At 71.9% G+C, this 25,885-nt stretch carries 25 protein-coding genes; 13 read left to right on the top strand and 12 right to left on the bottom strand.

Features of this window, described 5'->3' with window-relative positions; all coding sequences use genetic code 11:
- Nucleotides 1–20: 20 nt before the first annotated feature.
- Complete coding sequence (gene nadE, locus ACFXKZ_RS46350) at nt 21–860, bottom strand: ammonia-dependent NAD(+) synthetase (protein WP_380012324.1); 840 nt, start codon at nt 858–860, stop codon at nt 21–23.
- 95 nt (nt 861–955) lie between these two features.
- On the opposite strand from nadE, the gene ACFXKZ_RS46355 reads away from it, so the two are divergent.
- Entirely contained in the window at nt 956–1,531 is a 576-nt protein-coding gene (locus tag ACFXKZ_RS46355; protein WP_380012330.1) for a cysteine hydrolase family protein, read from the top strand.
- Nucleotides 1,532–1,553: 22 nt separating this feature from the next.
- Here the strand turns inward: ACFXKZ_RS46355 and ACFXKZ_RS46360 are convergent, their stop codons facing one another.
- On the bottom strand, nt 1,554–2,825 hold the full coding sequence (locus tag ACFXKZ_RS46360; protein ID WP_380012333.1) for a citrate synthase: 1,272 nt from the start codon (nt 2,823–2,825) through the stop codon (nt 1,554–1,556).
- Between the two features lie 112 nt (nt 2,826–2,937).
- On the opposite strand from ACFXKZ_RS46360, the gene ACFXKZ_RS46365 reads away from it, so the two are divergent.
- Entirely contained in the window at nt 2,938–4,116 is a 1,179-nt protein-coding gene (locus tag ACFXKZ_RS46365) for a citrate/2-methylcitrate synthase (protein WP_380012336.1), read from the top strand.
- Between the two features lie 33 nt (nt 4,117–4,149).
- Here the strand turns inward: ACFXKZ_RS46365 and ACFXKZ_RS46370 are convergent, their stop codons facing one another.
- On the bottom strand, nt 4,150–4,542 hold the full coding sequence (locus ACFXKZ_RS46370) for a nuclear transport factor 2 family protein (protein ID WP_380012339.1): 393 nt from the start codon (nt 4,540–4,542) through the stop codon (nt 4,150–4,152).
- 119 nt (nt 4,543–4,661) lie between these two features.
- Between ACFXKZ_RS46370 and ACFXKZ_RS46375 the strand changes: the two genes are divergently transcribed.
- Entirely contained in the window at nt 4,662–5,105 is a 444-nt protein-coding gene (locus ACFXKZ_RS46375) for a MarR family winged helix-turn-helix transcriptional regulator (RefSeq protein WP_380012342.1), read from the top strand.
- A 22-nt stretch (nt 5,106–5,127) separates the two neighbouring features.
- Here ACFXKZ_RS46375 and ACFXKZ_RS46380 read toward each other — a convergent pair whose 3' ends face one another.
- A complete protein-coding gene (locus ACFXKZ_RS46380) occupies nt 5,128–5,646 on the bottom strand; it encodes a pyridoxamine 5'-phosphate oxidase family protein (protein WP_380012345.1) in 519 nt (172 codons plus the stop codon).
- A 467-nt stretch (nt 5,647–6,113) separates the two neighbouring features.
- Between ACFXKZ_RS46380 and ACFXKZ_RS46385 the strand changes: the two genes are divergently transcribed.
- Together ACFXKZ_RS46385 and ACFXKZ_RS46390 are read left to right on the top strand one after the other, a co-directional pair.
- Nucleotides 6,114–8,816: an immune inhibitor A domain-containing protein gene (locus ACFXKZ_RS46385; RefSeq protein ID WP_380012348.1), complete on the top strand. Its 2,703-nt coding sequence runs from the start codon at nt 6,114–6,116 to the stop codon at nt 8,814–8,816.
- A 164-nt stretch (nt 8,817–8,980) separates the two neighbouring features.
- On the top strand, nt 8,981–9,826 hold the full coding sequence (locus ACFXKZ_RS46390; protein WP_380012351.1) for an SAM-dependent methyltransferase: 846 nt from the start codon (nt 8,981–8,983) through the stop codon (nt 9,824–9,826).
- Between the two features lie 21 nt (nt 9,827–9,847).
- On the opposite strand, the gene ACFXKZ_RS46395 is transcribed toward ACFXKZ_RS46390, so the two are convergent.
- Both ACFXKZ_RS46395 and ACFXKZ_RS46400 read right to left on the bottom strand, forming a co-directional pair.
- A complete protein-coding gene (locus ACFXKZ_RS46395) occupies nt 9,848–11,809 on the bottom strand; it encodes a hypothetical protein (protein ID WP_380012354.1) in 1,962 nt (653 codons plus the stop codon).
- Between the two features lie 107 nt (nt 11,810–11,916).
- Nucleotides 11,917–13,131 (bottom strand): serine hydrolase domain-containing protein, encoded by a 1,215-nt coding sequence (locus ACFXKZ_RS46400; RefSeq protein ID WP_380012357.1) that lies wholly within the window; start codon nt 13,129–13,131, stop codon nt 11,917–11,919.
- Nucleotides 13,132–13,241: 110 nt separating this feature from the next.
- Here ACFXKZ_RS46400 and ACFXKZ_RS46405 point away from each other — a divergent pair, with 110 nt between their 5' ends.
- On the top strand, nt 13,242–14,504 hold the full coding sequence (locus ACFXKZ_RS46405; protein ID WP_380012360.1) for a sensor histidine kinase: 1,263 nt from the start codon (nt 13,242–13,244) through the stop codon (nt 14,502–14,504).
- Complete coding sequence (locus tag ACFXKZ_RS46410; RefSeq protein ID WP_380012363.1) at nt 14,492–15,139, top strand: response regulator; 648 nt, start codon at nt 14,492–14,494, stop codon at nt 15,137–15,139. The genes ACFXKZ_RS46405 and ACFXKZ_RS46410 overlap by 13 nt, the downstream gene beginning before the upstream one ends.
- On the opposite strand, the gene ACFXKZ_RS46415 is transcribed toward ACFXKZ_RS46410, so the two are convergent.
- A complete protein-coding gene (locus tag ACFXKZ_RS46415) occupies nt 15,115–16,698 on the bottom strand; it encodes a phytoene desaturase family protein (protein WP_380012366.1) in 1,584 nt (527 codons plus the stop codon). The genes ACFXKZ_RS46410 and ACFXKZ_RS46415 overlap by 25 nt on opposite strands.
- A gap of 65 nt (nt 16,699–16,763) precedes the next feature.
- On the opposite strand from ACFXKZ_RS46415, the gene ACFXKZ_RS46420 reads away from it, so the two are divergent.
- Entirely contained in the window at nt 16,764–16,952 is a 189-nt protein-coding gene (locus tag ACFXKZ_RS46420; RefSeq protein WP_380012369.1) for a hypothetical protein, read from the top strand.
- 15 nt (nt 16,953–16,967) lie between these two features.
- Here the strand turns inward: ACFXKZ_RS46420 and ACFXKZ_RS46425 are convergent, their stop codons facing one another.
- Nucleotides 16,968–17,570 carry a TetR/AcrR family transcriptional regulator gene (locus ACFXKZ_RS46425; RefSeq protein ID WP_380012372.1) on the bottom strand — a complete coding sequence of 201 codons (603 nt, stop codon included), beginning with the start codon at nt 17,568–17,570 and terminating at the stop codon, nt 16,968–16,970.
- 113 nt (nt 17,571–17,683) lie between these two features.
- Between ACFXKZ_RS46425 and ACFXKZ_RS46430 the strand changes: the two genes are divergently transcribed.
- Nucleotides 17,684–18,094 carry an organic hydroperoxide resistance protein gene (locus ACFXKZ_RS46430; RefSeq protein WP_380012375.1) on the top strand — a complete coding sequence of 137 codons (411 nt, stop codon included), beginning with the start codon at nt 17,684–17,686 and terminating at the stop codon, nt 18,092–18,094.
- A 16-nt stretch (nt 18,095–18,110) separates the two neighbouring features.
- Here the strand turns inward: ACFXKZ_RS46430 and ACFXKZ_RS46435 are convergent, their stop codons facing one another.
- Complete coding sequence (locus ACFXKZ_RS46435; protein ID WP_380012378.1) at nt 18,111–18,599, bottom strand: Lrp/AsnC family transcriptional regulator; 489 nt, start codon at nt 18,597–18,599, stop codon at nt 18,111–18,113.
- A gap of 93 nt (nt 18,600–18,692) precedes the next feature.
- Here ACFXKZ_RS46435 and ACFXKZ_RS46440 point away from each other — a divergent pair, with 93 nt between their 5' ends.
- Both ACFXKZ_RS46440 and ACFXKZ_RS46445 read left to right on the top strand, forming a co-directional pair.
- Complete coding sequence (locus tag ACFXKZ_RS46440) at nt 18,693–19,616, top strand: LLM class flavin-dependent oxidoreductase (RefSeq protein ID WP_380012380.1); 924 nt, start codon at nt 18,693–18,695, stop codon at nt 19,614–19,616.
- A gap of 10 nt (nt 19,617–19,626) precedes the next feature.
- On the top strand, nt 19,627–20,112 hold the full coding sequence (locus tag ACFXKZ_RS46445; RefSeq protein ID WP_380012383.1) for a nucleoside deaminase: 486 nt from the start codon (nt 19,627–19,629) through the stop codon (nt 20,110–20,112).
- Between the two features lie 47 nt (nt 20,113–20,159).
- On the opposite strand, the gene ACFXKZ_RS46450 is transcribed toward ACFXKZ_RS46445, so the two are convergent.
- The 3 genes from ACFXKZ_RS46450 to ACFXKZ_RS46460 form a co-directional block, all read right to left on the bottom strand.
- Complete coding sequence (locus ACFXKZ_RS46450) at nt 20,160–22,316, bottom strand: MMPL family transporter (RefSeq protein ID WP_380012387.1); 2,157 nt, start codon at nt 22,314–22,316, stop codon at nt 20,160–20,162.
- 196 nt (nt 22,317–22,512) lie between these two features.
- Complete coding sequence (locus ACFXKZ_RS46455; protein WP_380012390.1) at nt 22,513–23,166, bottom strand: NAD(P)-dependent oxidoreductase; 654 nt, start codon at nt 23,164–23,166, stop codon at nt 22,513–22,515.
- Nucleotides 23,163–23,984: an SDR family NAD(P)-dependent oxidoreductase gene (locus ACFXKZ_RS46460; protein WP_380012393.1), complete on the bottom strand. Its 822-nt coding sequence runs from the start codon at nt 23,982–23,984 to the stop codon at nt 23,163–23,165. Before ACFXKZ_RS46460 ends, ACFXKZ_RS46455 begins: the two co-directional genes overlap by 4 nt.
- Nucleotides 23,985–24,137: 153 nt before the next feature.
- Here ACFXKZ_RS46460 and ACFXKZ_RS46465 point away from each other — a divergent pair, with 153 nt between their 5' ends.
- Together ACFXKZ_RS46465 and ACFXKZ_RS46470 are read left to right on the top strand one after the other, a co-directional pair.
- Nucleotides 24,138–24,728 carry a TetR/AcrR family transcriptional regulator gene (locus ACFXKZ_RS46465; RefSeq protein WP_380012396.1) on the top strand — a complete coding sequence of 197 codons (591 nt, stop codon included), beginning with the start codon at nt 24,138–24,140 and terminating at the stop codon, nt 24,726–24,728.
- A gap of 129 nt (nt 24,729–24,857) precedes the next feature.
- Nucleotides 24,858–25,859, top strand: a complete 1,002-nt coding sequence (locus tag ACFXKZ_RS46470) for an erythromycin esterase family protein (protein WP_380012399.1) — start codon at nt 24,858–24,860, stop codon at nt 25,857–25,859.
- The last annotated feature ends 26 nt before the right edge of the window (nt 25,860–25,885 follow it).

Raw genomic sequence — 25,885 nt, forward strand, 5'->3', positions numbered from 1 at the left:
CACGAACCGCCGCGGTGCGGTCAGCGCCACCAGTCGTCGTCGGGCGTGACCGGCTGGGCCCGCTTGTGCCGGGTCGCGCGATGGGTCGACTCCAGGCGCGCCGCCACCTCCGGCGCGACGTCGCCGCCCTCCAGGTACTCGTCGATCTGAGCGTACGTCAGACCCAGCGCCACCTCGTCGGGCAGCGCGGGCCGGTCGTCCTCCAGGTCGGCGGTCGGCACCTTCTCCCACACGCTCGGCGGCGCGCCCAACTCCTGGAGCAGCGCCGCGCCCTGACGCTTGGTCAGACCGGTCAGCGGGGTGAGGTCGACACCGCCGTCGCCGTACTTGGTGAAGAAGCCCGTCACCGCCTCGGCGGCATGATCGGTGCCCACCACGAGCAGGTTCAGCTGTCCGGCGATCGCGTACTGGATCACCATGCGCTCACGGGCCTTGAGGTTGCCGCGCACGAAGTCCCGCAGCTCGGACTCCCCACCCGCCGACTCGGCCAGACCGCGGGCCACCTCGGCGGCCACCGCGTCGGCGCCCGGCTTGACGTTCACCGTGACCGAACGGTCGGGCCGGATGAACCCCAGCGCGATCTGCGCGTCGTGCTCGTCGGCCTGCACGCCGTAGGGCAGCCGTACCGCGACGAACCGCGCCTCTCGGCCCTCGGCCCGCAACTCCTCGGCGGCGAGCTGGCACAACCGGCCCGCCAGTGTGCTGTCCTGGCCGCCGCTGATCCCGAGCACGTAGCCCTTGGCCGGGGTCGACCGCAGGTAGTCCTTGAGGAAGTCGACCCGGCGCCGGATCTCCACCTTGGGCACGACGGCCGTCCGCACGCCGAGTTCGGCGAGAATCTGCTCCCTGGGGTTTGCCATCCCCGTACTGTACCGAGCGGGGCACGACCCGACGCCGGGGAGCGGTGTCGGCCGGCTCACGGACCGCGCGGTCCGTGCTGGGAGGGACGATACGCATGGGCAACGGCGCACTGCTTGTGATGGACGTACAGCAGGAGATCGTCGAGATGGCCGACGACGGCTCCGGATACCTGGATCGGCTCGGCGCGGCGATCGAGGGGGCCCGCGCGGCGGGCATGTCCGTGATCTACGTGGTGATCGGGCTGCGGCCGGGGCAGCCGGAGGTGAGCCCGCGCAACCGGGTGCTCACCAACTCCGCGGCAATGGGGCTGTTCACCGAGGGCGCCCCGGGCACCGCGATCCACCCCGCCGTCGCGCCCCGCGAGGGCGACGTCGTGGTCACCAAACGACGCGGCAGCGCATTCTCCGGCAGCGACCTCGACCTGGTCCTGCGGGCGCGCGACATCGACCGCCTCGTCCTGGCCGGCATCGCCACCAGCGGTGTCGTGCTCTACACCCTGTGTCACGCGCAGGATCTGGACTTCGGCCTGACCGTGCTCGTGGACGGCTGCCTGGACCTCGACCCCGAGGTGCACCGCTTCCTCACCGAGAAGTTGTTCCCGCAGTGGGTGGAGGTCGCCCTGGTCGAGGACTGGCTGAAAACCGTCGCCGGCGCGGCCGAGGCGCGGTGAGCCGACCCGTCGACGCCGCGCCTCAGCGGCTCGGCGGGCGCGTGCCCGTGTAGACGCCGATGGCCCGGTAGCGCAGACCGGGCTGTCGATACTCCTCCATCGCGTGGGCCAGCCAGCCGATCGACCTGGCCATCGCGAAGACCGCCTCGCCGGCGTCCGGCCGCATCCGCATGGCGTGCGCCAACGCGGCCAGCGCCAGGTCGGCGTTGGGGAACACCTCGGCGCGCGCCGCCGGTTCGCGGGTCAGCGCGTCCACGGCGCGGATCACCCGGGCGACCCGCTCGTCGTGCTCGGCGTGTTCGCGGAGCAGGCCGAGCAACAGGTCGGCGCGCGGGTCGTGTTCGGCGTAGAGCAGGTGGCCCAGGCCCGGCAGGTGCTCCCCGGCGCGCAACCGGTCCGCGACCGCGCCGGTCGGGCCGCCGCCCGCCGGGCCCAGCGCGTCGCGCAGGAAGCGGTACGCCAACCCGATCGCCGCGCCGTGATGCCGGCCGTCGAACACCCCGAGCCCGGCCGAGACCACCGCGTACACGTCCGCCCGGGCGCCGGCCGCCACCCGCGCGGCCAGCGTGGACACTGCCAGGTCGTGGTCGGCCTTGAGCACGAGCGCGGCGTTCAGCAGCCGGATGCGCTCCGGGGTCGCCGCGCGAGCGGTCAGTTTCGGCCACAACCGCGCCGCGAGTGAGGGCCCGGTCGGCGGGGCCGCGCCCGGGCACGGGGGCAGGGTGTCCGCGATCATCGCGAGCAGCGCCTCGCCCGCGCGGACCACGGCCGGCTCCGACAGGTCGAAGCGCAGCGGATCGGCCGTGCCGGCCGCGGCCACGATCATCCGGATACGGTCGGTGAGCCGGGCGGTGTCCGGCAGCAGGCTCATCGTGCGCCTGACCAGGTCGGCCGGTCCGGCGGGGGCCTCGAACGGGGGCACCTCGGCGAGGTCGACGCCTCGCCACAACCAGTGCGCCACCGACTCCAGGCGATATCCGGTGAGTTCGGCGACGTCGCGGCCCCGGTAGTAGAGCCGGTCGTCGGCGAGCAGGGTCACCCGGGTGTGGATACGTTCGATCGAGCCGTTGGCGGGGCGTGCACGACGCCCTCCGGTTCGGCCCGCCAACTCCTCCACGTCCGCGGCGGCGAATCGGCTGCCGCGCTGTCGCGACTCGCGCACGCTCGTCAACAACCCGCGACTGACGTAGGCGTACACGGTCTCGGGCTTGACCCCCAACCGTTGCGCGACCTGGGCGGTGGTCAGGTAATCCCGGTCACTTTCGTCGCCCGGCACGGCCCGTCGACCAGCCATTTCGTCGCCGCCTTCCGCTCGTATTGAGGCAATCAACATTGACGATAGTTGATCGTCGGGACGACATTCGAGGTGGCCGAAGCGGAACTGTGCGCAGAGCGGGAGGCGTGTCATGTCGGTCGTCGTCGACGGCGGGATCGAAGTACCCAGGGGGCTGAAGGGGGTGGTGGTCACCACCACCGAGCTGGGCGATGTGCAGGGCGCGAAGGGCTTCTACCACTACCGGCAATACTCGGCGATCGAGCTGGCGGGCACCCGGACGTTCGAGGACGTGTGGTTCCTGTTCGTGCACGGCCGACTGCCCGCGGCCGACGAACGGACGGCGTTCGCAGCCGAGTTGGCCCGACTGCGGGTGTTGCCCGAGGAGCTGCGCCCGGTGTTGCACGCCATCGCCACGGCGGGCGAGCGCTTCGATCCGCTCGCCGGACTGCGCACCGCGCTGTCGCTGATCGGCGCCGCGCGTACGCTGCCGCCGCTGTGGGAGTCGTCGCCGGAGCGGCGCCGGGCGGACGCGCTCCTGGTGGGGGCGGTGACCCCGACGATCCTGGCGGCGCTGTACCGGATCCGGGCCGGAGCCGAGCCGTTGCAGCCCCGGGCGGATCTGTCCACGGCGGCCAACTGGCTGTACCTGGTGACCGGCGAGGAGCCCGAACCCGAGCGGGTGGCGGCGATCGAGCGATATCTGATCGCCACCGTCGACCACGGCTTCAACGCCTCCACGTTCACCGCGCGGGTGATCGCCTCCACGGGGGCCGACCTGGTGTCCGCGGTGGTCGGGGCGATCGGCGCGTTCTCCGGTCCGCTGCACGGCGGCGCGCCGGATCGAGCCCTGGAGTCGCTGGACGCGATCGGCTCGCCCGACGCGGTCGACGCGTGGGTGCGGCCCAGGATCGCCGAGGGCGAGCGGATCATGGGATTCGGTCACCCGGTCTACCGCACCGAGGATCCGCGGGCGGTGATGCTGGCCGAGCTGGCCCGCGAACTCGCCCCGCACACCGACGCGCGGGGCGTCGCGCTGGTGGAGTTCGCCGGCACGGTGCACCGACGGGTGACCGAGATCCTGGCCGAGCTGAAGCCGGGGCGGGAACTGCACGTCAACGTGGAGTTCTACGCGGGTGTGGTGATGGAACTGTGCGGCATTCCCCGGAACATGTTCACGCCGACCTTCACGGTGAGTCGGGTGATCGGGTGGTGCGCGAACATCCTGGAGCAGGCCGAGGACACGAAGATCATCCGGCCGATCGCCCGCTACACCGGGCCGCCCGCGCCGCAGCCGGTGCCCACCGGCTGAGGCCGGGCAGGACCCGGGTCGGGCCGGCCGGATTCAGCGGGCGCTGCCGAGATTCCGGTCGGCCTCGTCGCCTCGGAGCATGAGGGTGACCTCCTCGATGCGGTGGAAACGACCGTCTGGGGCCAGGTCGGCGAAGACGTAGACCTCGGTGCGTACGGTCGAGCCGTCGTGCTTGGTGATGTCGACCGTGTGCCGGTCGGCGTAGCGAGGCCCGTCGCGCAGTTCGTCGTGGACCTCGACGGAACCGGCGGCCACGATCGTACGCAAGTGGGCGATGTGCGCGAGGAATTCGGCGCGGTCGGCCCACTCCCCGTCGGTGCGCTGGCGGTAGTCCGGAGCGAAGTGCCGGTCGGCGGCCTCGGCGAGCGGGAGGTCATGGTCGAAGAGCAGGTCGGTGAGGGCTGCGGCGATACCGGTGGGGGCCATGGGAGGTCCCGCCTTTCGGGTGAGCGGAAGGAAACGAAAGAGATGCGTGCGTGACGCACGCATTTCGTTCGCATACCGTAGCACCATATGCGTGCGCCGCGCACGCTATCCTTGGTGGTGTGGACAACGAGGTGGGATACGAGATCGCCGACGCGCTGGGCCTGCTGTTGCGGCGGACGACGCGGGAGCGGCTGCACCGGTCGTTGACCGAGGGCATGGGCGAGGGGGTGGACGAGGTGACCTACCCGGTCCTGAGCGCGCTGGCCCGGACGGGACCGCGCAGCGCGGCCGACCTGGCGCCCGACGTCGGACTCGACCGCTCCGGCGTCACCCGCCGCGCCACCCGCCTGGAGGAGGCCGGACTGGTACGGCGCGAACCGCACCCCACCGACCGGCGGGCGGCGCTGCTCGTGCTCACCGACGCGGGAGAGCGCGCGGTGGTCGAACTGCGCCGCCGACTGGCCGATCACATCACCGCGAGCCTGGACACCTGGCCGCCGGGTGCGGCAGGGGAGTTCGCCCGATCGTTGCGCCGCTTCGTCGCCGAGGGTCCGTTCGCCTGACCGGGGCCGTCCGGGCGCGACCTCAGGCGGCGTCGAAGCGCCACCGGGTCTGGCTGTACGTGCCCTTGCCGAAGCCGAAGACGGTGGTCGGCGCCACTCGCAGGACCCGGGCCACATTGCCCCGGCTGCCGTGGAAGGCGCCGTCGCGGACCTCGAACCGCCAGTCGGGGCCGTACTTGCCCGCGTACGCGTCGGCGATGCGGCGCAGGGACGGGTCGTCCGCCAGGGGCACCGCGCGGCCCTCGACGACCAGGTCGAGGCCCCGGTCCAGGGCGTTGTCGCCGGTGGTCAGCACGCAGTTCGCATTGGTGTGGAGATTGTGCGCCTTACGTTCGTCGGCGCCGGTGCAAAAGTGCAGCGCGTTTTCCAGCCAGACCGCCAGCAGCGGTGTCACGTGCGGTCGTCCGTCCGGCCGCACCGTGCTCAGCCAGAACACCGGGGCGGTCGCCAGGCGGGTGACCGCCACCGACCACGGCACGGCCTCGGCGTCGGGGTGGCTGTAGCGCGAGTCCAGTCGGGTGCGCGGTTCGTGTTGCGACATCGGGCGTCCTCCGGGTGTCGGTGGTGCGCGGACCCGGCCGGGACCGGGCGGGATCGCGCGGACCTTTGCGGCCCATTGCAAAGGACTGCCCCGGGTCCGCGAACTCATCGGTGCGCGCGATTTTCCCGGATTCGCGGGGCTTTTCCCGGGGCTGTCGTGGGTCTCGGGTAAAGAGTCCATAAAAAAATCTTTGCCTCCCCTGTCTCTGGTGTCACAGGCGCATCTAGGGTCCGGATGCCCGACGCGAAATCCCGTCTCCGTCGTGACCCGACGGCCGGCGGGAGGTGGGGGTCGGGCTCTGCCGAATCAGCTCGACGTCGTGGGCGCGTAAGGCACCACAGCACCCTGATCGGCGTCGCTTCGCGTCCGGGACCACCTTCCGGGCGGAAGGGGAGACCATCTTGAGTCGAGCGATACCCGGGCGCGGCGGTACGCCGCCGCGAGGCCTCCGGCGTTTCCGTGGCCCGGTGACTTTACTGTCGGCTTCCGTACTCGTGGCCGCGGGCCTTTCCACGGTGACCGGCGCCGCGTCCGTAGCCGCGCCCGTGCGTGTGGACAACACCAGGGCGGTGTGGAACCCCGGACCCGAGGACACCTATCTCAACACCGTCGAAGCCGAATTCCCCCAGGGCACCGGCGTCGACGGCGAAGTGAGCGCCGCCGACAAGGCTCGCAAGGCCAAGGAGGGGCGCGGCGCCAAGGACCGTGAGGGCAACCCGCGCGCGGCGGGGCAACTGCGCCTGCTGGAGGCCGAGGCCCAGCGCACAGGCAAGAGTCCGGAGCAACTGAAGGCCGAGAAGAGCGGTTTGGCGCCGGGTAAACAACAGAACGCCAAACTGCTGACCATTCTCGTCGAGTTCAACGAGAACGCCAACGACGACTTCTCCGGGTTCAACCGCCGCGCGAGCGTCCTGGATCCCTCCTGCGTCGTGGAACCGCCGGGCACGATCAAGAACGGCCCGCTGCACAACACGATCCCGGACCCGGCACTGGCCGGGAACGACAACAACACGCCGTGGGTCAACGACTTCAGCCCCGAGCACTTCAACAAGATGCTCTACACCAAGCAGGGCATCACCGAGCGTATGCGCAAGGACCTGATCGGTCCCGACGGCAAGCCGGGCATCGACGTCTCCGGCTACACGATGAAGAACATGTACGAGGAGATGTCGAGCGGTAAGTACACCGTCTCCGGCACCGCCACCCCGTGGATCAAGGTCCCGCACTCCGAGGCGTGGTACGGCGCGGGTGCCTGCGGCAAGCGTCAGCAGGACATGAGCGGACACCCGAACAACCCGGGTGGCGCGGCCACGCTCGCGATCGACGCGGTCAACGAACTCGCCCGCAGCCAGCCGAACTTCCCGTGGGCCGACTACGACAAGGAGGACACCGGCGACGCCGACAACGACGGCAACACGCAGGAGCCCGACGGCGTGGTCGACCACCTGGTCCTGGTGCACTCGGGCAAGGACAAGTCCTCCGGCGGCGGCGCCGAGGGCACGTACGCCATCTGGGCGCACTCCAGCGCCGTGGCGGGCGGCTACACCGTGCCCGGAAACACCGTCAAGGTCGCGAACTACATCGTGCAGCCGGAGGACTCCGGCGTGGGCGTGTTCGCCCACGAGTACGGCCACGACCTCGGTCTGCCGGACCTGTACGACAACTTCAGCGGCGGCGAGTCCTCGGTCAACTTCTGGGACCTGATGGCGAGCGGCTCCCACTCGGGCCCGCTGTTCCAGTCGATGCCGGCCAACATGAGCGCGTGGTCCAAGTACACGCTGGGCTGGCTGACACCGCAGGTCCTGAAGGTGGGTGACAAACCCACCATCGCCACGCTCGGCCAAGCGGCCAAGACACCCAAGGGCACCCAACAGGCGGTCCGGGTCAACCTGCCCGACAAGGTGTTCAGATTCTCCACGCCGCACAGCGGCACCAAGGCGTGGTATTCGAACAACGACCAGGAGTGGGCGGACGTCAAACTCGTCCGCGACCTCGCCGTCCCGACCGGGACCGACCTGAAGTTCCAGTGGTGGAGCGACTATTCGCTGGAGGTGGACTGGGACTTCGGCTTCGTCGAGGTCTCCACCGACGGTGGCACCACGTGGAAGCAGTTGGAGGTCCGCGACGAGGCGGGCACGCTCGTGTCCACCCCGCCGAACTACCCCGACCCGAACGGCAACCTGCGCCGGTTCGGCAAGAGCACCGGGCTCACCGGCGACAGCAACGGCTGGCGCCACGACCACGTGGACCTGACCGCGTACGCCGGGCAGAACATCAAACTGCGCCTGGGCGTCGACACGGATGCCGCGACGCAGGAGAAGGGTTGGCTCGCCGACGACTTCTCGCTCACCAACGGTGGCACCACCGTGTGGTCGGACGACGTCGAGCAGGGCGACAACGGATGGACGCCCGTGGCGGGTTCGGTCGGCGCCGGTACCCGGGGCACCGGCTGGATCCGCTCCGACGGTACGTTCAACAAGGAGCAGTACTACCTGCTCGAGTGGCGCAACCTCTCCGGCTTCGACCAGGGCCTGAAGTACACCTACACGTTCGGCGAGAACGGCAAGCGCTCCAAGCTCGCCTACAACGCGCCGGGCATGTTGGTGTGGCTCCGGGACAACGAGTACCCGAACAACGGCATCCTCAACTATCTCGATCGGAGCCCGTCGTACGGCGCCAAGGGCGAGTTGTTGCTCGTCGACGCGAATCCCGAGCCGTACCGCTTCCCGCACCTGCCGTCGAACGAGGCGGCCAACGTGGAGGCCCGGGTGCAGTCGGCGAACGCGGCGTTCGGCTTCAAGGACACCGCGGGATTCCAGGCCTGCCTCCGGGCCGGCGACCACTGCGCGAACTTCGCCAAGACGGAGCCGGTGCGGTTCTTCTCCGACGTGTTCGGCTACGCGCCGGGCGTCCAGGCGGGTCCGAACGGATTCGAGGGCAAGGACCGCGACGGTTCCACCGTGGTTCCGGCGCGGGCGCCGTACTCGACCAAGGTGACCAAGCCGGACGGCTCGCCGGACTTCGCGAACTACGGCAAGCCGTTCCACGATTCGGTGACCGGCAACGGCAACCCCGGGTTGGAGAAGGCATACGGCGTGACCGTGTTCCCGATCACCCCGCTGCCGCATGACACGGGCGCCGTCGTCTGGATCGCCCCCGCACGGAAGTAACCGCTCCACCCGCTCCACCCGTTTCACCCGCACGATGTCGGCCCCCACGACGCAAGTCCGGTCGTGGGGGCCGACGTACGTGCGCGTGCAGCCGGTTACCATGCAGAACACAGCGTGCCGATAAGGCAGTTGGTTGCCCGGTGAACCGAGGGAAGAGGCGAGGGATGTCGGAAGCGGAGTGGATGTCGCGGGATCCGCGCGAGGAGCCCTGGCCGGCGGTCGATCTGCGGCTGGACGTCCCGCATTCGGCCCGGGTCTACGACTACCTCATCGGTGGGAAGACCAACTTCGAACCGGACCGGGTGGCCGCGCAGGCGTCGGTGCAGGCGTGGCCGGCCCTGCCGATCTCGATGCGCACCACCCGCACCTTCATGCAGCGGGCGGTGCGACACCTCACCGAGCGGTACGGGATACGGCAGTTCCTGGACATCGGCACCGGGATCCCGACCTCGCCGAACGTGCACGAGATCGCGCAGGGAATCGCCCCCGAGACGCGGGTCGCCTACGTCGACAACGACCCGATCGTGCTGACCCACGCGCGGGCGCTGATGTCGAGCACCCCCGAGGGCCGCACCTGCTACGTGGACGCCGACCTGCGCGACATCGACTCGATCATCGACGCCCCGCAGTTGCGCGAGGTGCTGGACCTGTCGAAGCCGGTGGCGCTGTCCCTGGTCGCGATCGTGCACTTCGTGCTCGACGAGGACGACCCCCAGGGCCTGGTGCGGCGCCTGATGGACGAACTCGCCCCGGGCAGCTTCCTGGTGCTGACCGTGTTCACCGGCGACACCGACCCGGTGGGCGTGGGCGGGGTCGGGCGCGAGTACAACGCGCGCGGCATCCCGCTTCAGATCCGGGACCGGAAGGAGACGCTCGCCTTCTTCGACGGCTACGAGTTGCTGGACCCGGGGGTGACGCTGGTGCACCACTGGCGTCCGGATCCGGACGCGCCGGAGATCCGCGACACGGACATCGCGATGTACGGCGGGGTGGCGGTCAAGAACGCCTGAGCGGGCACCGCCGCTTGCGCCTCATGTCGCCGCCGCGGTCGCCGTGGTCAGCAACTCCGGGAGCGCACCCGGGAAATCGGGGGCGATGCGGCCGGCGATCACCCACGCGTCGACACTGTCGCCGAGGGTGTTCGCCACGTGTGCGGCGATCAGCCGACGGGCCTCGTCGAGTTCTTCGGGGAGCAGGGCCGCGAAGGCGTCGAGGGCGCCGAGCATGCGCAGCGGCGGCTGCGCCGTCTCGACGAACTCACGCATGGTGAGCGTGCCGTCGGCGACCGCGTCGACGTACCAGTTGTCCGCCTCGTCGATCCACTCGCTGGGCCGCTCCCGCAACGGCTCGCGCAGCGGGTGGCCGAGTGCGGCGCGGGCGTGGGCGGGTGAGCGCTGCCCCACGCGCGCCGCCGCCTCCGGGTCCGAGTGGCAGGCGGCCAGGGCGAGTTCGTCCGGGCAGCGGGGCTGGGCGGCGAGGTTGGCCAGGACGGCGCGGGGCAACTCGCCCCGCCGGTGAGCGGCGATCGCCTCCGGCCAGAACGTGTCCGGGACATGCCGGGTCGCGATCTCGGGATTGCGGCGCATCGCCGCGAGCAGTGCCGCCGGTCGCCCGGAGTCGACCACCGCGCGCCGCAGCCGGCGCAGACCGTCGAACGCGCGCGTCGTGTCCAGGAAGGTCCGCGCCGTTTCGTACTCGCCGCCGAGCCGCAGCCTGACCCGTCGGTCGAACAGCGCGACGCGGCCCCGGGTTTCCCACAGGCCGAGCAGGGCGCGCAGCGTGGCCGGGCGGCCGAGGCCACGGGCCCCGTAGTGCTCGAAGGCGGCCCGGATCAGATACGGATGGTGACCGTGGACCGCCTCGGCGCAGTCGTTCGACAGCCGGGAACTCAGCCAGGCGCGGCGTTCGAGGGGCAGCCGTACGCGTGGCCGCGCGTCGCGACGGGTGGCCCGGTGGATCGCGTAGGCGGCGTCCGGCCCCGGATGCGCCGACAACAACGCCGCGTTGACGTTCGGGTCGTGCAGCGCCAGCAGCCGCTCGACGGTCGAGGCGGTGGGCACGACTTCGTGGACCAGGTCCCAGGTGTGCTCGGGCACCCGCTTCAGCGCGGGCAGTACGACGCGTCCGGCCAACGCCGTACCGGCGCGGGCGAAGCCGCGTACGACCTCGACGGGCAGCGCGGCCACCACACGGGCCGCGATCGTGGGATCCACCCGACCCAGCATCCCGGCCGGCGAGAACGCGCCCCACCGCTTCCACTCACCGACCGCCGGACCGGGCACGACGGCGTCGAACTCGCGACCCATCACGGCCGCGCCGGAGCCCGAGCCGGTGCGGACCCCGCTCCCGGCCGAACCGGACAGCCGCGCGGCGTCGGCGCACAACTGCGGGAACGTCCCCCGATGATCGGGGGCGTGTGCGATCAACCACCCCCACGCCGCGAGGTCGTCGCCCGGCAACAACTCGGCCGCCTCGTCGAGTACTCGGTCGATCGCCGCGAGCCGCCGGTAGTGCCGGGGGCGCACGAAGAACTCCAGGGTGCGGATCGCCCACCAGCCGGGCGTCGCCGACAACACGATCCGACGCGGAGTCAGCACCCCGCTCACCAACGCGGCTTCGAGCGGTCCGGTGGCCCACTGCGACCGAAACGGCTCGGGTGGCGCGACGACCAGTTCGAGGGCGACCCGCGGCGGACAGCCGCGATCCGCGAGGAGGATCGTGCGGGCGAACTCCCGGATGGGTTCGCGGCGATGGGCCTCGATCACCTCGTCCCAGTCGGGCGTCGCGGCGGAGAGCAGACGCTTTTCGCGGGCATCGGCGACATACCGCCAAGAGCTTCGGTCGATGGGCTTGTTCGGTGTCCCACGGCCGAGTTCCGGGACGGGATCGGCGCCCGGTCCGGCCACACCGAGCCGGGCCCGGACCCGTGATGCCAGCTCCGGATCGGCGCACCGCAACAACAGCTCCGCCGTCGCCGGAGTGCCGGCGCCCATCCGATCCCTCCCCGATCCGTGCCGTTGCGAAGGTGTCATGATCCCACCCGTCATCGGCGAACCGCGGCCGGGACCCGAACACTTCGGCGCCGGCGCCGACCGCCGGCTCACCGACGCGGCGGGCGGAGTACGTTCCGTACGACCCGGTCGGCGGCGCGTTGTTGGGCGAGCGTCTCGTCGAAGGTCGCGTCGAGCCCGAAGTTCATCGAGACCACCGCACCCCGTCGCCCGTCCTCGGTGAAGCCGGTGGTCACGATGGAGCCCGAGTCGCCGCCGTCGTGTCCCCAATAGCGCTCGTCGCCGGTGTCGGTCAGCGGGCGGGAGACCAGTCCGAGACCGTATTCGCCGCGCGGCCAGAACTTCTGCAGTGCGGCGTCGACGGGACGGGTGCTCTTCATCGCGGCCAGTTCGGCGGGGCTGAGCAGGCGTCCGCCGAGCAGTGCCCGGAAGAAGACGTCGAGATCGCGTGTGGTGGAGACGATGCCGGCCGCCGGGTAGGCGGGGATCTGGGAGGTGACGTCCACGAGTTCGCCGTCGAAGCGCTGGTATTGCAGCGCGTGCGGCAGGCGGATGTCGGGCGATGATCCGGGCCAGTAGGTGTGGTCCATGCCCAGCGGGCGGAAGATGCGCCGCTCGAACTCGGCGTCCCACGGTTGCCCGGTGACCCGTTCGATGATCAGTTCGGCGATCAGGTAGCCGGTGTTGGAGTAGGCCCAACCCTCGCCCGGCTCGAAGAGTTTCGGCATGGCGACCGCGTCCTCCACCAACTGCCGGGTGGAGTACCGCTGATACCGCAGCTTCAGGTACTGCGCCTCGGTGTTCCACGACGGGATGGCGTCGGGCAGGCCGGAGGTGTGCTGGAGCACCTGGCGGATCGTGATGGCGCGACCGGCCACCAGCCCCGGCAACCATCGTTCGATCCGGTCGTCGAGCCCCAGGCGGCCCTCGCCGACGAGTTGGAGCACCACGGTCGCGGTGAGGGCCTTGGACGTGCTGGCGATCCGGAACGCGCCGTCGGCCGGGATCTCCCGGCCGGTGCGCACATCGGCGACACCGACGCGCGCGGAACAGGTGATGCGGCCGGCCGTCGCCCTGGCCTGGACGGCCGGGATGCCCAGGGCCGACACCGCCTCGGCGTCACGCCGCAACCGGCGATGGTCGGGCACGCCGTGGGGTACGCCGGCGTCGGCTCGCTCGCCGGCGATCGGCGAACAGGGCGGGGCCGCCGCGCCCACGGCGGGCGGCGCGATCAGCACGCCGGCCGTCGTGGCGCCCAGGGCCAGGGCCAGGGTCGGCGGAAGGGTACGCAGGTGTTTTCCCATGGCCGGAAAGCTAGCCGGCGCCGGCCCGGCCGCCGATACCACCGGCTGCAGGTGTTTCGGTACAGCGGGCTGTAGTGCGGGGGTGGACCCCTGTTCGCATACTGACCGTCATGTATGCGGCGAACGCGGTGCGTGCCTGCGCCTACCTGCTCGGCAACATGTTCGCCGCACTCGGTGGGCTGCTCTTCCTCGCGCACCCGGGAGCAGTGGGCGACTGGGCGGACCGTCGGCGATCCGCCGCGCGGCGCCGGCTAGGCCCTGTCCGGCGGACCTTGGCGGGTCCGCGCCACCCGGTGCCGCACCTCGCCGCACCGGAGAAACAGCCGAATGGAACCACCATGCGGCTGCTTCTCCGGCACGCCGATGCACGGCACCGGACGACGCGGCCCGATCCACCAAGATCCGCCGGACAGGGCCTGGGCGTACCGAGCGGTTCGGCGCCGACCACGCGCCGGTGGCTGTTGCTCAACGCGGTGACCGGCGTGCCGGCGGGCCTGCTCGCGCTGCTCGTGGTCGGCAACACGATCGTCGGGGTGATCGGGCTGACCGCCTGGTGGGCGTTTCCCCCCGCCGACCGGCCACGACTGTGGGTGGATGTACCCATCGACGGCTGGGACGACGCGCTGGTCCTCGGCGTCGTCCAGGTCGTCGGCCTCGGCGCCGTGGCGTGCTTCGGGCTGCCGCCGCTCGCCCGCGCCCAGGCCCGGCTGCTCGCGTCGTCGCGGGCGGAGCGGCTGGAGTTGCGCGTGGCCGCGCTGACCCGGACCCGGGCCGACGTACTCGACGCGCACGGCGCCGAACTACGCCGGATCGAGCGGGACCTGCACGACGGCACGCAGGGTAGGCTCGTCGCGATGACGATCCACCTCGCCCTGGCCCGGCAGGCCGTGCGCGAGGATCCGGACACGGCCGAGGCGCTGATCGAACGGGCGCATACGAGCGCCGAGGCCGCGTTGGCCGAACTGCGCGACGTGATCCGCACGATCTACCCGCCGATCCTCGCCGACCGGGGCCTGTCCGGGGCGTTGACCGCGGTCGTTGCACGGTCGGGGGTGCCCGCCCGGCTCGATGTGGGCGAACTGGGCGACATACCCGCCGCCGTCGAGACGGTCGCCTACTTCACCGTCGTCGAGGCGCTGACCAACGCGACCAAGCACAGCGGGGCCTCCGTCGCCACCGTGACGCTCGACCGCGAGGCCGACCGCCTGCGGATCCGGGTCACCGACGACGGCACGGGCGGCGCCGACGAGGCGCGGGGCACCGGCCTCGCCGGAATACGTCGACGGGCGATGGCGCTCGACGGCGAGGTGACGGTGGACAGCCCGGCGGGCGGTCCCACCTCGATCATGGTGGGGTTGCCGTGCGGTTGGTGATCGCCGAGGACAACGTGCTGCTCGCGGAGGGGTTGCAACTCATCCTCGCCCGACACGGATTCGAGGTCGCCCGCGTCGTCGACACGGCCGACGACCTGCTCGCGGCGGTGGCGGAGGAGGAACCGCGGGCGGCCGTTGTCGACGTACGCCTGCCGCCGTCGTACCGCGACGAGGGCCTGCAGGCGGCGATCGAAGTGCGCCGTCGCCGACCGGACTTCCCCATCCTGGTGTTGTCGCAGTACATCGAGCAGACGTACGCGACCGAACTGCTGTCCACCGGCCATCACGGCGTCGGCTACCTGCTGAAGGACCGGGTCGGCCGGGTTGGGGAGTTCGTCGAGGCGCTGCGCAAGGTCGCGGCCGGCGGCCTGGCGCTGGACGCCGAGGTGATCGCGCAGGTCGTGCGCCGCCGGGACGATCCGCTGACCGTACTGACCACCCGCGAGCGCGAAGTCCTCGGTCTGATGGCCCAGGGCCTCGACAACACGACCATGGCCGCCCGCATGCGGGTGACGGACAACGCGGTGCACAAGCACATCGGCAACATCTTCGCCAAGCTCGGCCTTGCCGCCGGCGACGCCGGACACCGTCGAGTCCTCGCCGTGCTCACCTACCTGGACGCGTCGCCCCGCTGACCCTCGCCCGCGATGCGGACCGGCCCGCGCAGTACCGCCATCGCCGCGTTGTGGCCGGGGACACCGCTCACCCCGCCGCCGCGGCGGGCGCCGGCCCCGCACAGCAGGATGCGCTCGTGGGCCGTCTCGACCCCCCACGTCCCGGGCGGCGTACCGTCCGGGGTGTACGGCCAGGACAGGTCGCGGTGGAAGATGTGCCCGGCGGGCAGCCCGAGTTCGTCCGCCAGGTCGAGCGGCGTGTGCACCTCCAGGCACGGGTCGCCGTTCGCGTCGCGCAGCAGGCAGTCCTCGATCGGCTCGGCGAGCACGTCGTCGACGGAGTCGAGCATCGCGCGCAGCGCCTTCGCCCGAGCGCCGTCGTGGTCGTCGGTGAACAGGCGCGCGGGCATGTGCAGGCCGAACAGCGTCAGCGTATGCACCCCGGCGGCCCGGGGCCCCGGACCGAGGATCGAGGGGTCGGTGAGGGTGTGGCAGTACATCTCGCCGGGCGGCAGCGTCGGCATTCGCCCGGCCGCGGCCTGCTCGTACGCGTCGGCGATGTGGGCATAACCCTCGTTGACGTGGAAGGTGCCCGCGAACGCCCGGCGCGGGTCCGCGCGCGGATCACGCAGGCGCGGCAGCCGGGCCAGCACCATGTTGACCTTGAGCTGCGACCCCTCCGGCGCGGGGCCGGCGGCCGGCTCGCCCAACAGTCGGCCCAGCGTTTGTGGCGCGACGGCGGCCAACACGTGTGCGCCCGCCACGCGATACTCCGTGTCGCCGATCGTGTAGTACACCTCGCCGTCGGGATTCACGGTGGTCACCGTCGCGCCCGTGCGCAGGTGTGCGCCCGCCGTCCGGGCCGCGTCGGCCAGGCTCGCGGTGACCGCGCCCATGCCGCCCACCGGGACGTCCCAGTCGCCCGTACCGCCGCCGATCACGTGGTAGAGGAAACATCGGTTCTGCCGCAGCGCGGGGTCGTGCATCGACGCGAACGTGCCGATCAGCGCGTCGGTGGCGAGCACACCCCGCACCGTGTCGTCGGCGAACTCCGCCTCGATCAGACCCGACAGGGGTTGTGCGAACACCGCGCCCCAGATCCGCTCGTCGTCCACGAGGCGGCGGAACTCGGTTTCGGAGCGCAGCGGTTCGGTGAGGGTGGGGAACACCCGCCGGGCCAGCCTGCCGGTGGCCGCGCCGAACCGCTCCCACGCGTCGGCGTCGGGTGCGCCCGCGAACCGGGTCAGTTCGGCCCGGGTGCCCGCCCGATCCTCGGTGTCGACGAGCAGGCCGTCGGCGCCGCGCGGGGTGTACGACCCGATCCGCCGACGCCGCGTCACCAGGGGCAGCCGCAGGTCCTCGACGATCTTTCGGGGCAGCAGGCCGACCAGGTACGAGTAGCGCGACAACCGCACGTCGACCCCGGGGAACGGCCGGGCCGACACCGCCGCGCCGCCGACCTCGTCGAGCCGTTCCAGCACCACGACCGAGCGCCCCGCCCGCGCCAGGTAGGCGGCGGCGACCAGGCCGTTGTGGCCGCCGCCGACCACGACGACGTCGAATCTCCCACCGTCACGCACCACATCCGCCTCCGGAATCACCGATCTCGCGCCGCGCGGTCACGCCACCCACAGGCAGCGTAGGTGTGTTCACCCGGGAGCGGGCCCGACACACCCGGCGCGCGATCGCGAGTGATGTGGGCGCAACGTTGACCCCGGTGGTCACCGCCGGCCCGGCCGGCGCGGCACGGATCGCGGACCCGGAGCACGCCACATCCGTGCGCACCGGAACCGGAGCGCCGCTGCCCGAGGAGGAGGCGCCGGTCGGGCGGTAGTGGCCGGCGGGGCGGCTATCGCGTCGGGTCGTCAGGTGTGTCCAGGACCCGGTCGAGCGCGTCGCGGGTGATCCGGCGCATGGCGTCGGCGTCGTCCAGGTAGCAGCCGACGGCCAGGCCGTCGCGCAGCAGCATGAGGATGTCGGCGGTGGCCCGGGGGTGGGCGTCGCCGGCCGCGGTCAGCAGGTCGGTCAGCATCGTCCGGAACCAGGTCCGGTGGTCCTGGATCGCGCCGCGGACCGGATGCGCGAGATCCGGGAATTCGGCGGCGGCGTTGATGAACGCGCACCCCCGGAAGCCGGGTTGGCGGCCGATCTCGACGATCAGGTCGAAGAGCCGCACCAGGACCTCGCGCGGCGGCAGATCGGCGGAGTCGGTGAGGAAGTCGTCGACGGCCCGGCGCTGCGCCTCGAACTGCTCCGTCAGATAGGCGTGGACGAGCGTGTCCTTGGCCGGGAAGTGGTGGTAGAAGGTCGCCTTCGCGACGGCCGCCTCGGCGATGATCCGGTCCACGCCCACGGCATGCACGCCCTCCGCATAGAAGAGCGCGCTCGCGGTGTCGAGCACGCGGCGGCGGGCCGGGCTCTCGCGGGGTCGATCGGGGGTCGTCGTGGGCATGCCTTGACTTTACCAGACAGGTCTGTCTACCGTCGGATCCGTCGACCGAACAGACAGATCTGTCTGCCACTATTCGGATCTGTCTGCCATCACTTGGAGAAGGCGAGACCACCATGAGCCTGTACACCGCGATCGCGACCTCGGCCGGACGCGACGCCCGGGCGGTCAGCTCCGACGGGCAACTCGACGTCAAGCTGGGCATACAGCGCGAACTCGGCGGCGACGGGATCGGCACCAACCCCGAGCAGTTGTTCGCGGCCGGCTACGCGGCCTGTTTCGGCAGCGCGATGCAACTGGTGGCCAAGCGCCAGGGCGTGGACGCGGCCGACGCCTCGGTCACGGCCGAGGTCGATTTGAACCCGAACGGCGACGGCGGCTTCGGGCTGGGCGTGACGCTGCGCGTGGAACTGCCGGAGCACCTGTCCGCCGAGCAGGGCCGCGCCCTGCTGGAGGCCACCCACCAGGTCTGCCCCTACTCGAACGCCACCCGGGGCAACATCCCGGTCGAACTCGTCGTCGAGTAGCAGGCCCCGCGGGGTCTCAATCCGCCGCGCGCTCCCCGTCCCGGTCGTCGTCGGGCGGGGTGGGGCGGGCGGGGCCGCGATAGGTCAGCGTCTGGCTGTAGACGATGTTCGTGGTGGTGCTGCCGAACTGCGCGAGGCGGTCGATGATCGCCTCCAGGTGCGGCATCGACGTGGCTGCCACCTTGAGCGTGTAGCAGTCCTCGCCCGTGGTGCGCAGACACTCCAGGATCTCCCGCCGCTCCTCCAGCAGGCGGTGCAGCGGGCCGTGCCGACTCCCGGGGTACTTCAGGCGCACCACGGCCAGCACGGCGAAGCCCGTCCGGGCGAGGTCGACCTCCGCCCGGTAGCCGGTGATCACGCCGACCGCCTCCAGACGCCTGACCCGCTCCGTGGTCGCGGACGCGCTCAGACTGACCCGGCGCCCCAGTTCGGTCAGCGGGATACGCCCGTCGCGTTGCAGCTCGCCCAGGATGGCCCAGTCGGTGGCGTCGAGATCCTCGGTCATTCGGCCAGACTACCGGCGGATCCACGGCGATCCGGCCGGAAGGGCATGAATTATGTCTTCAGCCCTCGGGTTGCCGCCGGATAGCCTCGATCCATGCAACTCGGTGTCAACGTCCCCAATTTCGGCCCCGGCACGGATCCGGGCATGCTGCGCGACTGGGCACAGACCGTGGAGGGGCTGGGATTCGACCTGCTGATGGTCTCCGACCACATCGCGATCACGCCCGACGTCGCGGAGCAGTACCCCGCCCCCTTCTACGAACCCTTCACCACGCTCGCCTGGCTGGCCGGCGTCACCCGGCGGGTCCGGCTGGGCACCACGGTGCTCATCGTCCCCTACCGACACCCCCTGCTCGTCGCCCGGATGGCCGCCAACCTGCACCGATTGAGCGACGAGCGCCTGGTGCTCGGCGTGGGCGTCGGCTGGGCGCGGCAGGAATTCGCCGCCCTCGGGCTGGCGTTCGAGCGCCGGGGCCGGACCACCGACGAGCACCTCGCGGCGATTCGCGCCGCGTGGGCGGGCGGCGAGGACGACTACCGCGCGGGCGGTATCCCCATCTGGGTCGGCGGCAACAGCGACGCGGGCATCCGCCGCGCGGTGCGCCTCGGCGACGCCTGGCATCCGCTGCGCCGCACCATGCCGTGGATGCACGCGGCGGTCGACCGGATGCGCGACATCGCCGAGGGGGAGGGCCGGGCGACGCCGGCGCTGGTGCCCCGGATCGCGCTGCATGTCACCGACGAGCCGCTGCCCGACGCCACACGACTCGCGGGCGAGGGCACGATCGAGCAGGTTCTCGACGATCTGGACGGCCTGCGCGGCCTGGGCGCCGAGACCGTCGTGCTCGATCCGTTCGACGGCGATCCGAACGAGACCCGACATCCCGGCGCCGCGTGGCGCATGCTGGCCCGGGTTGCCGAGCGACTGCGTACCCCCAACGGCGATCGCACTCCGCCCGGCGGGCGCACCCCTGCCGGCGAGCGCACCCCGCCCGCCGATTCCACCGAAGCGAAATGACGGAGACGCGATGACCGTGTCGGACGAAGAACTCATCCACCTGCGCCGATGCGTGGAACTGGCCGCCGAGGCCGTGGCGGCCGGCGACGAGCCGTTCGGCTCGGTCCTGGTCGCCGCGGACGGCACCGTCCTCGCCGAGGACCGCAACCGCGAGCGCAGCACCGGGGACCCGACCCGCCACCCCGAGATCGAACTGGCCCGATGGGCCGCCGCGCACCTGACACCCCCGGAGCGGGCGGCGGCCACCGTCTTCACCTCCGGCGAGCACTGCCCGATGTGCGCGGCGGCGCACGGCTGGGTGGGCCTCGGCCGCATCGTCTACGTCAGTTCGGCCGCGCAGACCGGCGATTGGCTGGCCGAACTGGGTGTTTCGGCCTCTCCCGTACGCGCCCTGCCGATCGGGGAGGTCGTACCCGGGCTCGTGGTGGAGGGCCCGATTCCGGCGTTGGCCGAGGAGATCCGCGCGCTGCACCGCCGCTTCCGCGGCAAGGGTTGACGTCCGGTCGAGGGGCCGGCCGGTGGACGGACGGCCCCTCGACCGGCTCAGAGGGTGGGCCGGGGTGACGGTCGCTCGGGGTGTCCCGGGCGCCAGATGCGCGGCCCGATGTCGAGGGCGAGGGCTGGGACGAGCAGGCTGCGGACCAGCAACGTGTCCAGGAGCACGCCGATGGCCACGAGCAAGCCCTGCTGCAGCGAGGTGACCGTGGGGATGACGGTGAGCGCGGCGAAGGTCGCGGCGAGCACGAGTCCCGCGGAGGTGATCACGCCGCCGGTGACGGTGAGCGCGGTCAGCATGCCCTCGCGATGGCCGCGCAGCCGGACCTCCTCCCGGGCCCGGGTCATCAGGAAGACGGTGTAGTCGATGCCCAGCGCGACCAGGAACAGGAAGCCGAACAGCAGCAGACCACGATCGATCCGGGGATGACCGAGCGCGCGGAAGACCAGCACGGCGGCACCGACGGCGGCGGCGTACGAGAGCACCACGGACAGCAGCAACACGATCGGCGCGACCAGTGCGCGCAGCAGCACCACGAGCATGATCAGCACGATCGCCAGGACCAGCGGGATGAGCAATTTCTCCTCCTTGCCCTGCGCGTTCGAGGTGTCGAGGGCGACCGCGCTCTGCCCGCCGACGACGGCCTCGGACACCTTCCCGGGGGCGCGATCGAGGGTGACCCGAATGTGGTCGACGGTGCGTCGAGCCGCGCCGGTGTCGGGGGCGTCGGCGAGGACCGTACCGATGTGCGCCCACCCACCGGCGGTCCGGTCGACGCTCGCGGCGGCGACCCCCGGGACGCCGCGGATGATCGCCGCCGCGTCGCCGCCGACGGCCGAGGGCACGTACACGTCGGCCGGCGCGGCGGACCCGGCGGCGAAGTGCCGCGCCAGGAGTTGCTGGCCGGTGACCGAATCGACCTTCTTGGTGAACTGCTCCGCCTGGGTCTGGCCTGTGGACGTGGCGGTCGCGCCCAGTGCGAGGGCAGCCAGGGCCACGGCGGTGCCGATCCAGAGCGCGCGGGGGGCACGTCCCACCAACCGGGCCACCGCCGGCCACAGTCCGCGTGCCCGCTCGGCGGCGACCGGCTCGGCCGGCGCGTCCGGGGTATACCGGGGCACGAACGGCCAGAACGCCCACCGGCCGAGGATCACGAGCAGGGCCGGCAGCAGCGAGGTCATCGCCAGCGAAACCACCGCGACGCCGACGGCCACGACCGGGCCGAGTCCCCGGGTGGAGTTCATGCTGCCGAACACCAGGCACAAGGTGGCCACGATCACGGTCAGCGCGGACGCGACGATTGCCGGCAGGCACCTGGTCAACGCCTGCACCATCGCCTCGTGCCGGTCCTCGTGCCGGCGCAACTCCTCGCGATACCGAGCCACCAGGAGCAGTGCGTAGTCGGTGCCGACGCCGAGGACCAGCACGGTGAGGACGTACGCGCTCTGCCCGTTGACCAGCAACCCGGCGTGCCGGGCGAGCAGATACACCACCCCGTTGGCGACCTGGGCGCCCAAGGCGACCGAAAGCAGCGGGATCAGCCACAGGATCGGACTGCGGTAGGTGATCAGCAGGAGCAGCGCGACCAGGCCGAGAGTGGCACCGAGCAGGGCCAGATCCAGGCCGGAGTAGACGTCGATGAAGTCGGCGATGTTGCCGGCACGTCCGGTGATTCGTACGTCGAGCCCGGCCGGCGCGTCGGCCCGGGCCAGGTCGCGCAGCTTGTCGACGCCGTCGCCGAGCACGGCGTTGTCGTTCTTGGACGTGCGCAGCGCGACGCTCAGGAACGCGGCCCGACGGTCCTCGGCGACCACGGGCGCCGGCACGGGCGCGGCGGTGCCCTCGGCCGCGAGGGCCGCCCGGTCGCGGTCGACCTTGGCCAGGTCGGTGGCGGACAGGCCGCTCTCGCGGGCGTAGACGACCACCGCCGTGGCGACGTTCTTGTCGGCGAAGTGCTTCTCGCCGATGTCCATGGCCTTGGTCGACTGGGCGTCGGCCGGCAGCCAGGTCTGCGGGTCGTTGTCCTGGACCGAGCCGATCTTCGCGGCGAGCGATCCGCCGACGGCTATCAGCAGGACCCAGATCGCCAGGACCGCCCACTTGGAGCGGCGGCCCGCGACGACGCGGGCGTAACGCGTCCATCCGGGCGTGGCGGACGGACCTGGTGAAGCGGGGGGCGGTATCGCCGCCCGGGTTGTGGCCATGTCTACCTCGTGGATGCGGTCGGAAGCGATCTGGGAGAAAGTGCCGGTCGACGGGTGCCGGGCGCCGGTGGTCGCACGTCGGCCGGGGCGGGACGGCGGCATGGGGAAAGCCGAGGGGCGGTCGCGTGCGGTCGCCGTGCCGGTGGCGGGCACCGGACCGCCCCTCGGCGGCTTTTTCGGGGGTCGTCGGCGCGGGTCAGTACGAGATGGCGACCCGGGTCGCGAAGGTCTCGCGGTCGTCGACGTGCCCGAGGATGAAATCGGCCAGGTCGGCGCGAGAGAGCCGGGTCGGCCGATCCAGTGGCCGACTCTCGTCGGGGCTGTATCGATAGGTGCCCGTGCGCGGTCCGTTGGTGAGCATCGGGACACGGATCACGGTCCAGTCGAGCGTGTCGGCGCGGGGGTCGGCTTCGGCCAGATCCTGCTCCATGCGGTGCATGTCGGCATAGGCATGCCGGTGCAGGGGTTTGACGATGAGTCTGGTCACCAGGCGCTGGGCCGCCGGCACCCCGGCGCCCGAGTCGAGTGCGCCGGAGGACAGGCAGACCAGACGCCGGACACCCGCGGCGGTCATCGAGCGGCGCAGATTGGCCGTGCCCCGCGAGTAGATCGTGGTGGGCGCGCGGGTGGTGGCGCCGAGTGCGCTGAGTACGGCGGTGTGGCCCGGGACCACCGCGTCGATCGTGTCCGGGTCCAGGGCGTCCCCGGCGACCACGTGCAGGTGTTCGTGTCGGGTGGTGACGCGTCGCGGATCGCGGGCGAGGGCGGTTACGTGATGGCCGGCGACCAGGGCCTGCGCGACGAGCCGCATGCCCGTACCGCCGGCGGCGCCCACGACGAGCAGGTTCACGGCGCGGTCGGGTTCGTCTGCGGCCGGCCGGCGGGGCGACGGAAGGGCGGTGCGCCCGCGAGCTTGCCGCCGTCGATCGGCAGGGTGGCGCCGGTGATGAACGAGGACTCGTCGGAGCACAACCACACCACGGCCGCGGCGACTTCGTCGGGCAGACCGATCCGGCGCATCGGCATGGCCTGGGCGGCGGCCTGCCGGGCCTGCTCCCCGGCGGCCTCCAACTGCTCGGTGTGGATCGGGCCCGGCGCGAGCGCGTTGATCCGGATGCCGGCGTCGGCGTAGTCGAGCGCGGCGGTGCGGGTGAGCCCGATCAGGCCGAACTTGCTGGACACATACCCGGCCAGACCGCCGACCGCCTGGAGACCGGCGGTGGAGGACATGTTGACGATGGTGCCGCCGTTGCCGCTCGCGAGCATGGCGGGGATCTCGTATTTCAGGGCGAGGAAGACGCCGCGCAGGTTGACGGCGAAGGCGCTGTCGAAGGCGGCCACGTCGACGTCGGCGAGCGGGGTGGGCGGGTGGCCGCCGCCGGCGGCGTTGTTGACCGCGGCGTCCAGCCGGCCGAAGCGGTCGACGGTGGTGGCGACCAGTCGCTCGACGGCGTCGGGGTCGGTGACGTCGGTCGGCACGGCGAGCGCCCGGCCGTGGGCCGCGTCCAGTTCGTCGGCCAGGGCGGTCAGCGCGTCCGCGTCACGGGCGGCGAGCACGACCCGCGCGCCGGCCTTGTGCAGGGCTCGGGCAGTGGCGGCGCCGATGCCGCGACTCGCACCGGTCACGATCGCGACGCGGTCGGTGAGGGGCTGCTGAAGGGTGGACATGGTGTACTCCCGAATGCAGGTGGCGCAGGGTGTGGAGGGTGCGAATCCGGCGTATGGGGACGCCCGGGCAGGCCGGGGTATCCGCGATCCGCGAGGTCGCGTAGAATTCAATGGACAGACAGTAAATCCAAAATCGGGAAAGGGGCAAGCCGCGTGAGTCCGCGCGTGTACAAGTCCGACAAACGCCAGGCCGCAGCCGAGGACACCCGGCTGCGCATCCTGACCGCCGCCCGCTCGCTGCTCGCGGCCACCAAGCCCACCCAGCTCACCCTCGACGCCATCGCCAAGGCGGCGGACGTGTCCCGCCAGACCGTCTACAACGCCTTCGGCACCAAGGCCGGCCTGCTCGAAGCCCTCTTCGACGGGCTGGCCACGCGCGCGGGCGTCGACCTGTCCGAGGCGTTCGCCGCGCCCGACGTGGACGCGGCGCTGCGCCGCTTCACCGAGACCTTCTGTCGTTTCTGGGCCGCCGACCCGGTGGTGATCCGCAGGCTGCGCGGCATGGCGGTGCTGGACGCCGACCTCGACCGACTGCTGCGCGAGCGCGACGACATGCGCCGCACCGCGCTCGGCTCGCTCCTGGCGGCCCGGAGGGTGGCGGCCGGGCCCGAGACGATCGACGTCGTCTGGCAACTCACCGGCTTCGAGACGTACGACGGCCTGGCCCGCCGCGACCCCGAGCGCGACCCGACCGGCCCGATCGCCGACGCCGTCACGGCCGTTTACGCGGCCGCGCAGGACTGACCGGGAGGCCCGCGCCGAGCCGGCCGCCGGGCGATCCGGGGTACTGGTCGGCCGGCACCCGAGGGGTACTCGGGTCCTGGGTCTCGCGGACGACGCGGGCGGCGCGGTGGGTTGCCTAGCGTCGGGTGCATGAAATCACAGCGTTTGTCCCTTGCCTCCGGCCCGGCGGTCGTGGCCGCGACGTCCCCGGCATCCACTCCGTCGCGTGGTGATCCGGCCCTGGCGCTGGCGGCCCACGCCTTTCCACTGCGCAGCACCGTTCCGGGCGGGCCCGACACGGATCTGGCGGCGTTCGGGACGATGCTCCGGGGCGTGGAGGTGGTCGGCGCGGGAGCCGCCACCCACGGCTCGGGCGAGTTCGGGACCGTCAAGCATCGGTTGTTCCGACATCTCGTCGACCACCACGGCTTCCGCGGCCTCGTGCTCGGGATCCATCCGCGCGCCGGGGCGCGGCTGGACGCGTGGGTGCGGCACGGCACCGGCCACCTCAAAACGATCATGGATGAGGAGTTCCGCGCCGACGACAGCCCATGGAACACCCTGGAGACGCTCGACGTGTTCCGCTGGATGCGGCTGTGGAACGTGCGCGGTGCGCCGGGCGCGGTACGGGTGCTCGGGATCGGGAGCGAACTCTCGGGCGCCGACCGGGCCGCGGCCGCGGCCGACGGGGTGATCCGGTGGCAACGCCGGATCGGCGCCGGGGTGTTCGTCTCCGCGCACAACACCGAGGTCGCCGCGGGAAGCGCGGCGGGGGACGATCCGCCGAATGTGGGGCGAGCGTTGCGCGAACGGCTCGGCGGTCGGTACGCCAACGTCGGATTCACCTTCGGCCAGGGCTCGTTCGACGCGATCGACGCCACCGCCCCGGGGCGGCCCCGGCGCCGCTTCGACCTCGGACCCACCGGGCCGGGCGCCGCCGAGTTCGTCCTCGGACAGGTGTGTCGACGCGACTGGTATCTCGACACCCGCACGGTCGCCCCCGGGCTCGCCCGCGACTGGTTGGCGGACGCCCACCCCACACGCGGTGTCGGCGTCGTGTGGCCGTGCGACGAGTACACGAACACCCGCCTGTGCCCGACCTACGACATCCTCGTCCACCTGCACCACGTGGGCGCCGCGCACCACCGGTGAGACGCACCCGACGCCGTCCCGCCCGG

The organism is Embleya sp. NPDC059237 (genome assembly GCF_042754105.1).
Taxonomy (GTDB): Bacteria; Actinomycetota; Actinomycetes; order Streptomycetales; family Streptomycetaceae; genus Embleya.

What these genes read in the sequence shown, in the direction of transcription:
- nadE (WP_380012324.1), bottom strand. Translation starts at nt 860, where the DNA reads ATGGCAAACCCCAGGGAGCAGATTCTCGCCGAACTCGGCGTGCGGACG.
- ACFXKZ_RS46355 (WP_380012330.1), top strand. Translation starts at nt 956, where the DNA reads ATGGGCAACGGCGCACTGCTTGTGATGGACGTACAGCAGGAGATCGTC.
- ACFXKZ_RS46360 (WP_380012333.1), bottom strand. Translation starts at nt 2,825, where the DNA reads ATGGCTGGTCGACGGGCCGTGCCGGGCGACGAAAGTGACCGGGATTAC.
- ACFXKZ_RS46365 (WP_380012336.1), top strand. Translation starts at nt 2,938, where the DNA reads ATGTCGGTCGTCGTCGACGGCGGGATCGAAGTACCCAGGGGGCTGAAG.
- ACFXKZ_RS46370 (WP_380012339.1), bottom strand. Translation starts at nt 4,542, where the DNA reads ATGGCCCCCACCGGTATCGCCGCAGCCCTCACCGACCTGCTCTTCGAC.
- ACFXKZ_RS46380 (WP_380012345.1), bottom strand. Translation starts at nt 5,646, where the DNA reads ATGTCGCAACACGAACCGCGCACCCGACTGGACTCGCGCTACAGCCAC.
- ACFXKZ_RS46390 (WP_380012351.1), top strand. Translation starts at nt 8,981, where the DNA reads ATGTCGGAAGCGGAGTGGATGTCGCGGGATCCGCGCGAGGAGCCCTGG.
- ACFXKZ_RS46395 (WP_380012354.1), bottom strand. Translation starts at nt 11,809, where the DNA reads ATGGGCGCCGGCACTCCGGCGACGGCGGAGCTGTTGTTGCGGTGCGCC.
- ACFXKZ_RS46400 (WP_380012357.1), bottom strand. Translation starts at nt 13,131, where the DNA reads ATGGGAAAACACCTGCGTACCCTTCCGCCGACCCTGGCCCTGGCCCTG.
- ACFXKZ_RS46405 (WP_380012360.1), top strand. Translation starts at nt 13,242, where the DNA reads ATGTATGCGGCGAACGCGGTGCGTGCCTGCGCCTACCTGCTCGGCAAC.
- ACFXKZ_RS46425 (WP_380012372.1), bottom strand. Translation starts at nt 17,570, where the DNA reads ATGCCCACGACGACCCCCGATCGACCCCGCGAGAGCCCGGCCCGCCGC.
- ACFXKZ_RS46430 (WP_380012375.1), top strand. Translation starts at nt 17,684, where the DNA reads ATGAGCCTGTACACCGCGATCGCGACCTCGGCCGGACGCGACGCCCGG.
- ACFXKZ_RS46435 (WP_380012378.1), bottom strand. Translation starts at nt 18,599, where the DNA reads ATGACCGAGGATCTCGACGCCACCGACTGGGCCATCCTGGGCGAGCTG.
- ACFXKZ_RS46440 (WP_380012380.1), top strand. Translation starts at nt 18,693, where the DNA reads ATGCAACTCGGTGTCAACGTCCCCAATTTCGGCCCCGGCACGGATCCG.
- ACFXKZ_RS46445 (WP_380012383.1), top strand. Translation starts at nt 19,627, where the DNA reads ATGACCGTGTCGGACGAAGAACTCATCCACCTGCGCCGATGCGTGGAA.
- ACFXKZ_RS46450 (WP_380012387.1), bottom strand. Translation starts at nt 22,316, where the DNA reads ATGGCCACAACCCGGGCGGCGATACCGCCCCCCGCTTCACCAGGTCCG.
- ACFXKZ_RS46460 (WP_380012393.1), bottom strand. Translation starts at nt 23,984, where the DNA reads ATGTCCACCCTTCAGCAGCCCCTCACCGACCGCGTCGCGATCGTGACC.
- ACFXKZ_RS46470 (WP_380012399.1), top strand. Translation starts at nt 24,858, where the DNA reads ATGAAATCACAGCGTTTGTCCCTTGCCTCCGGCCCGGCGGTCGTGGCC.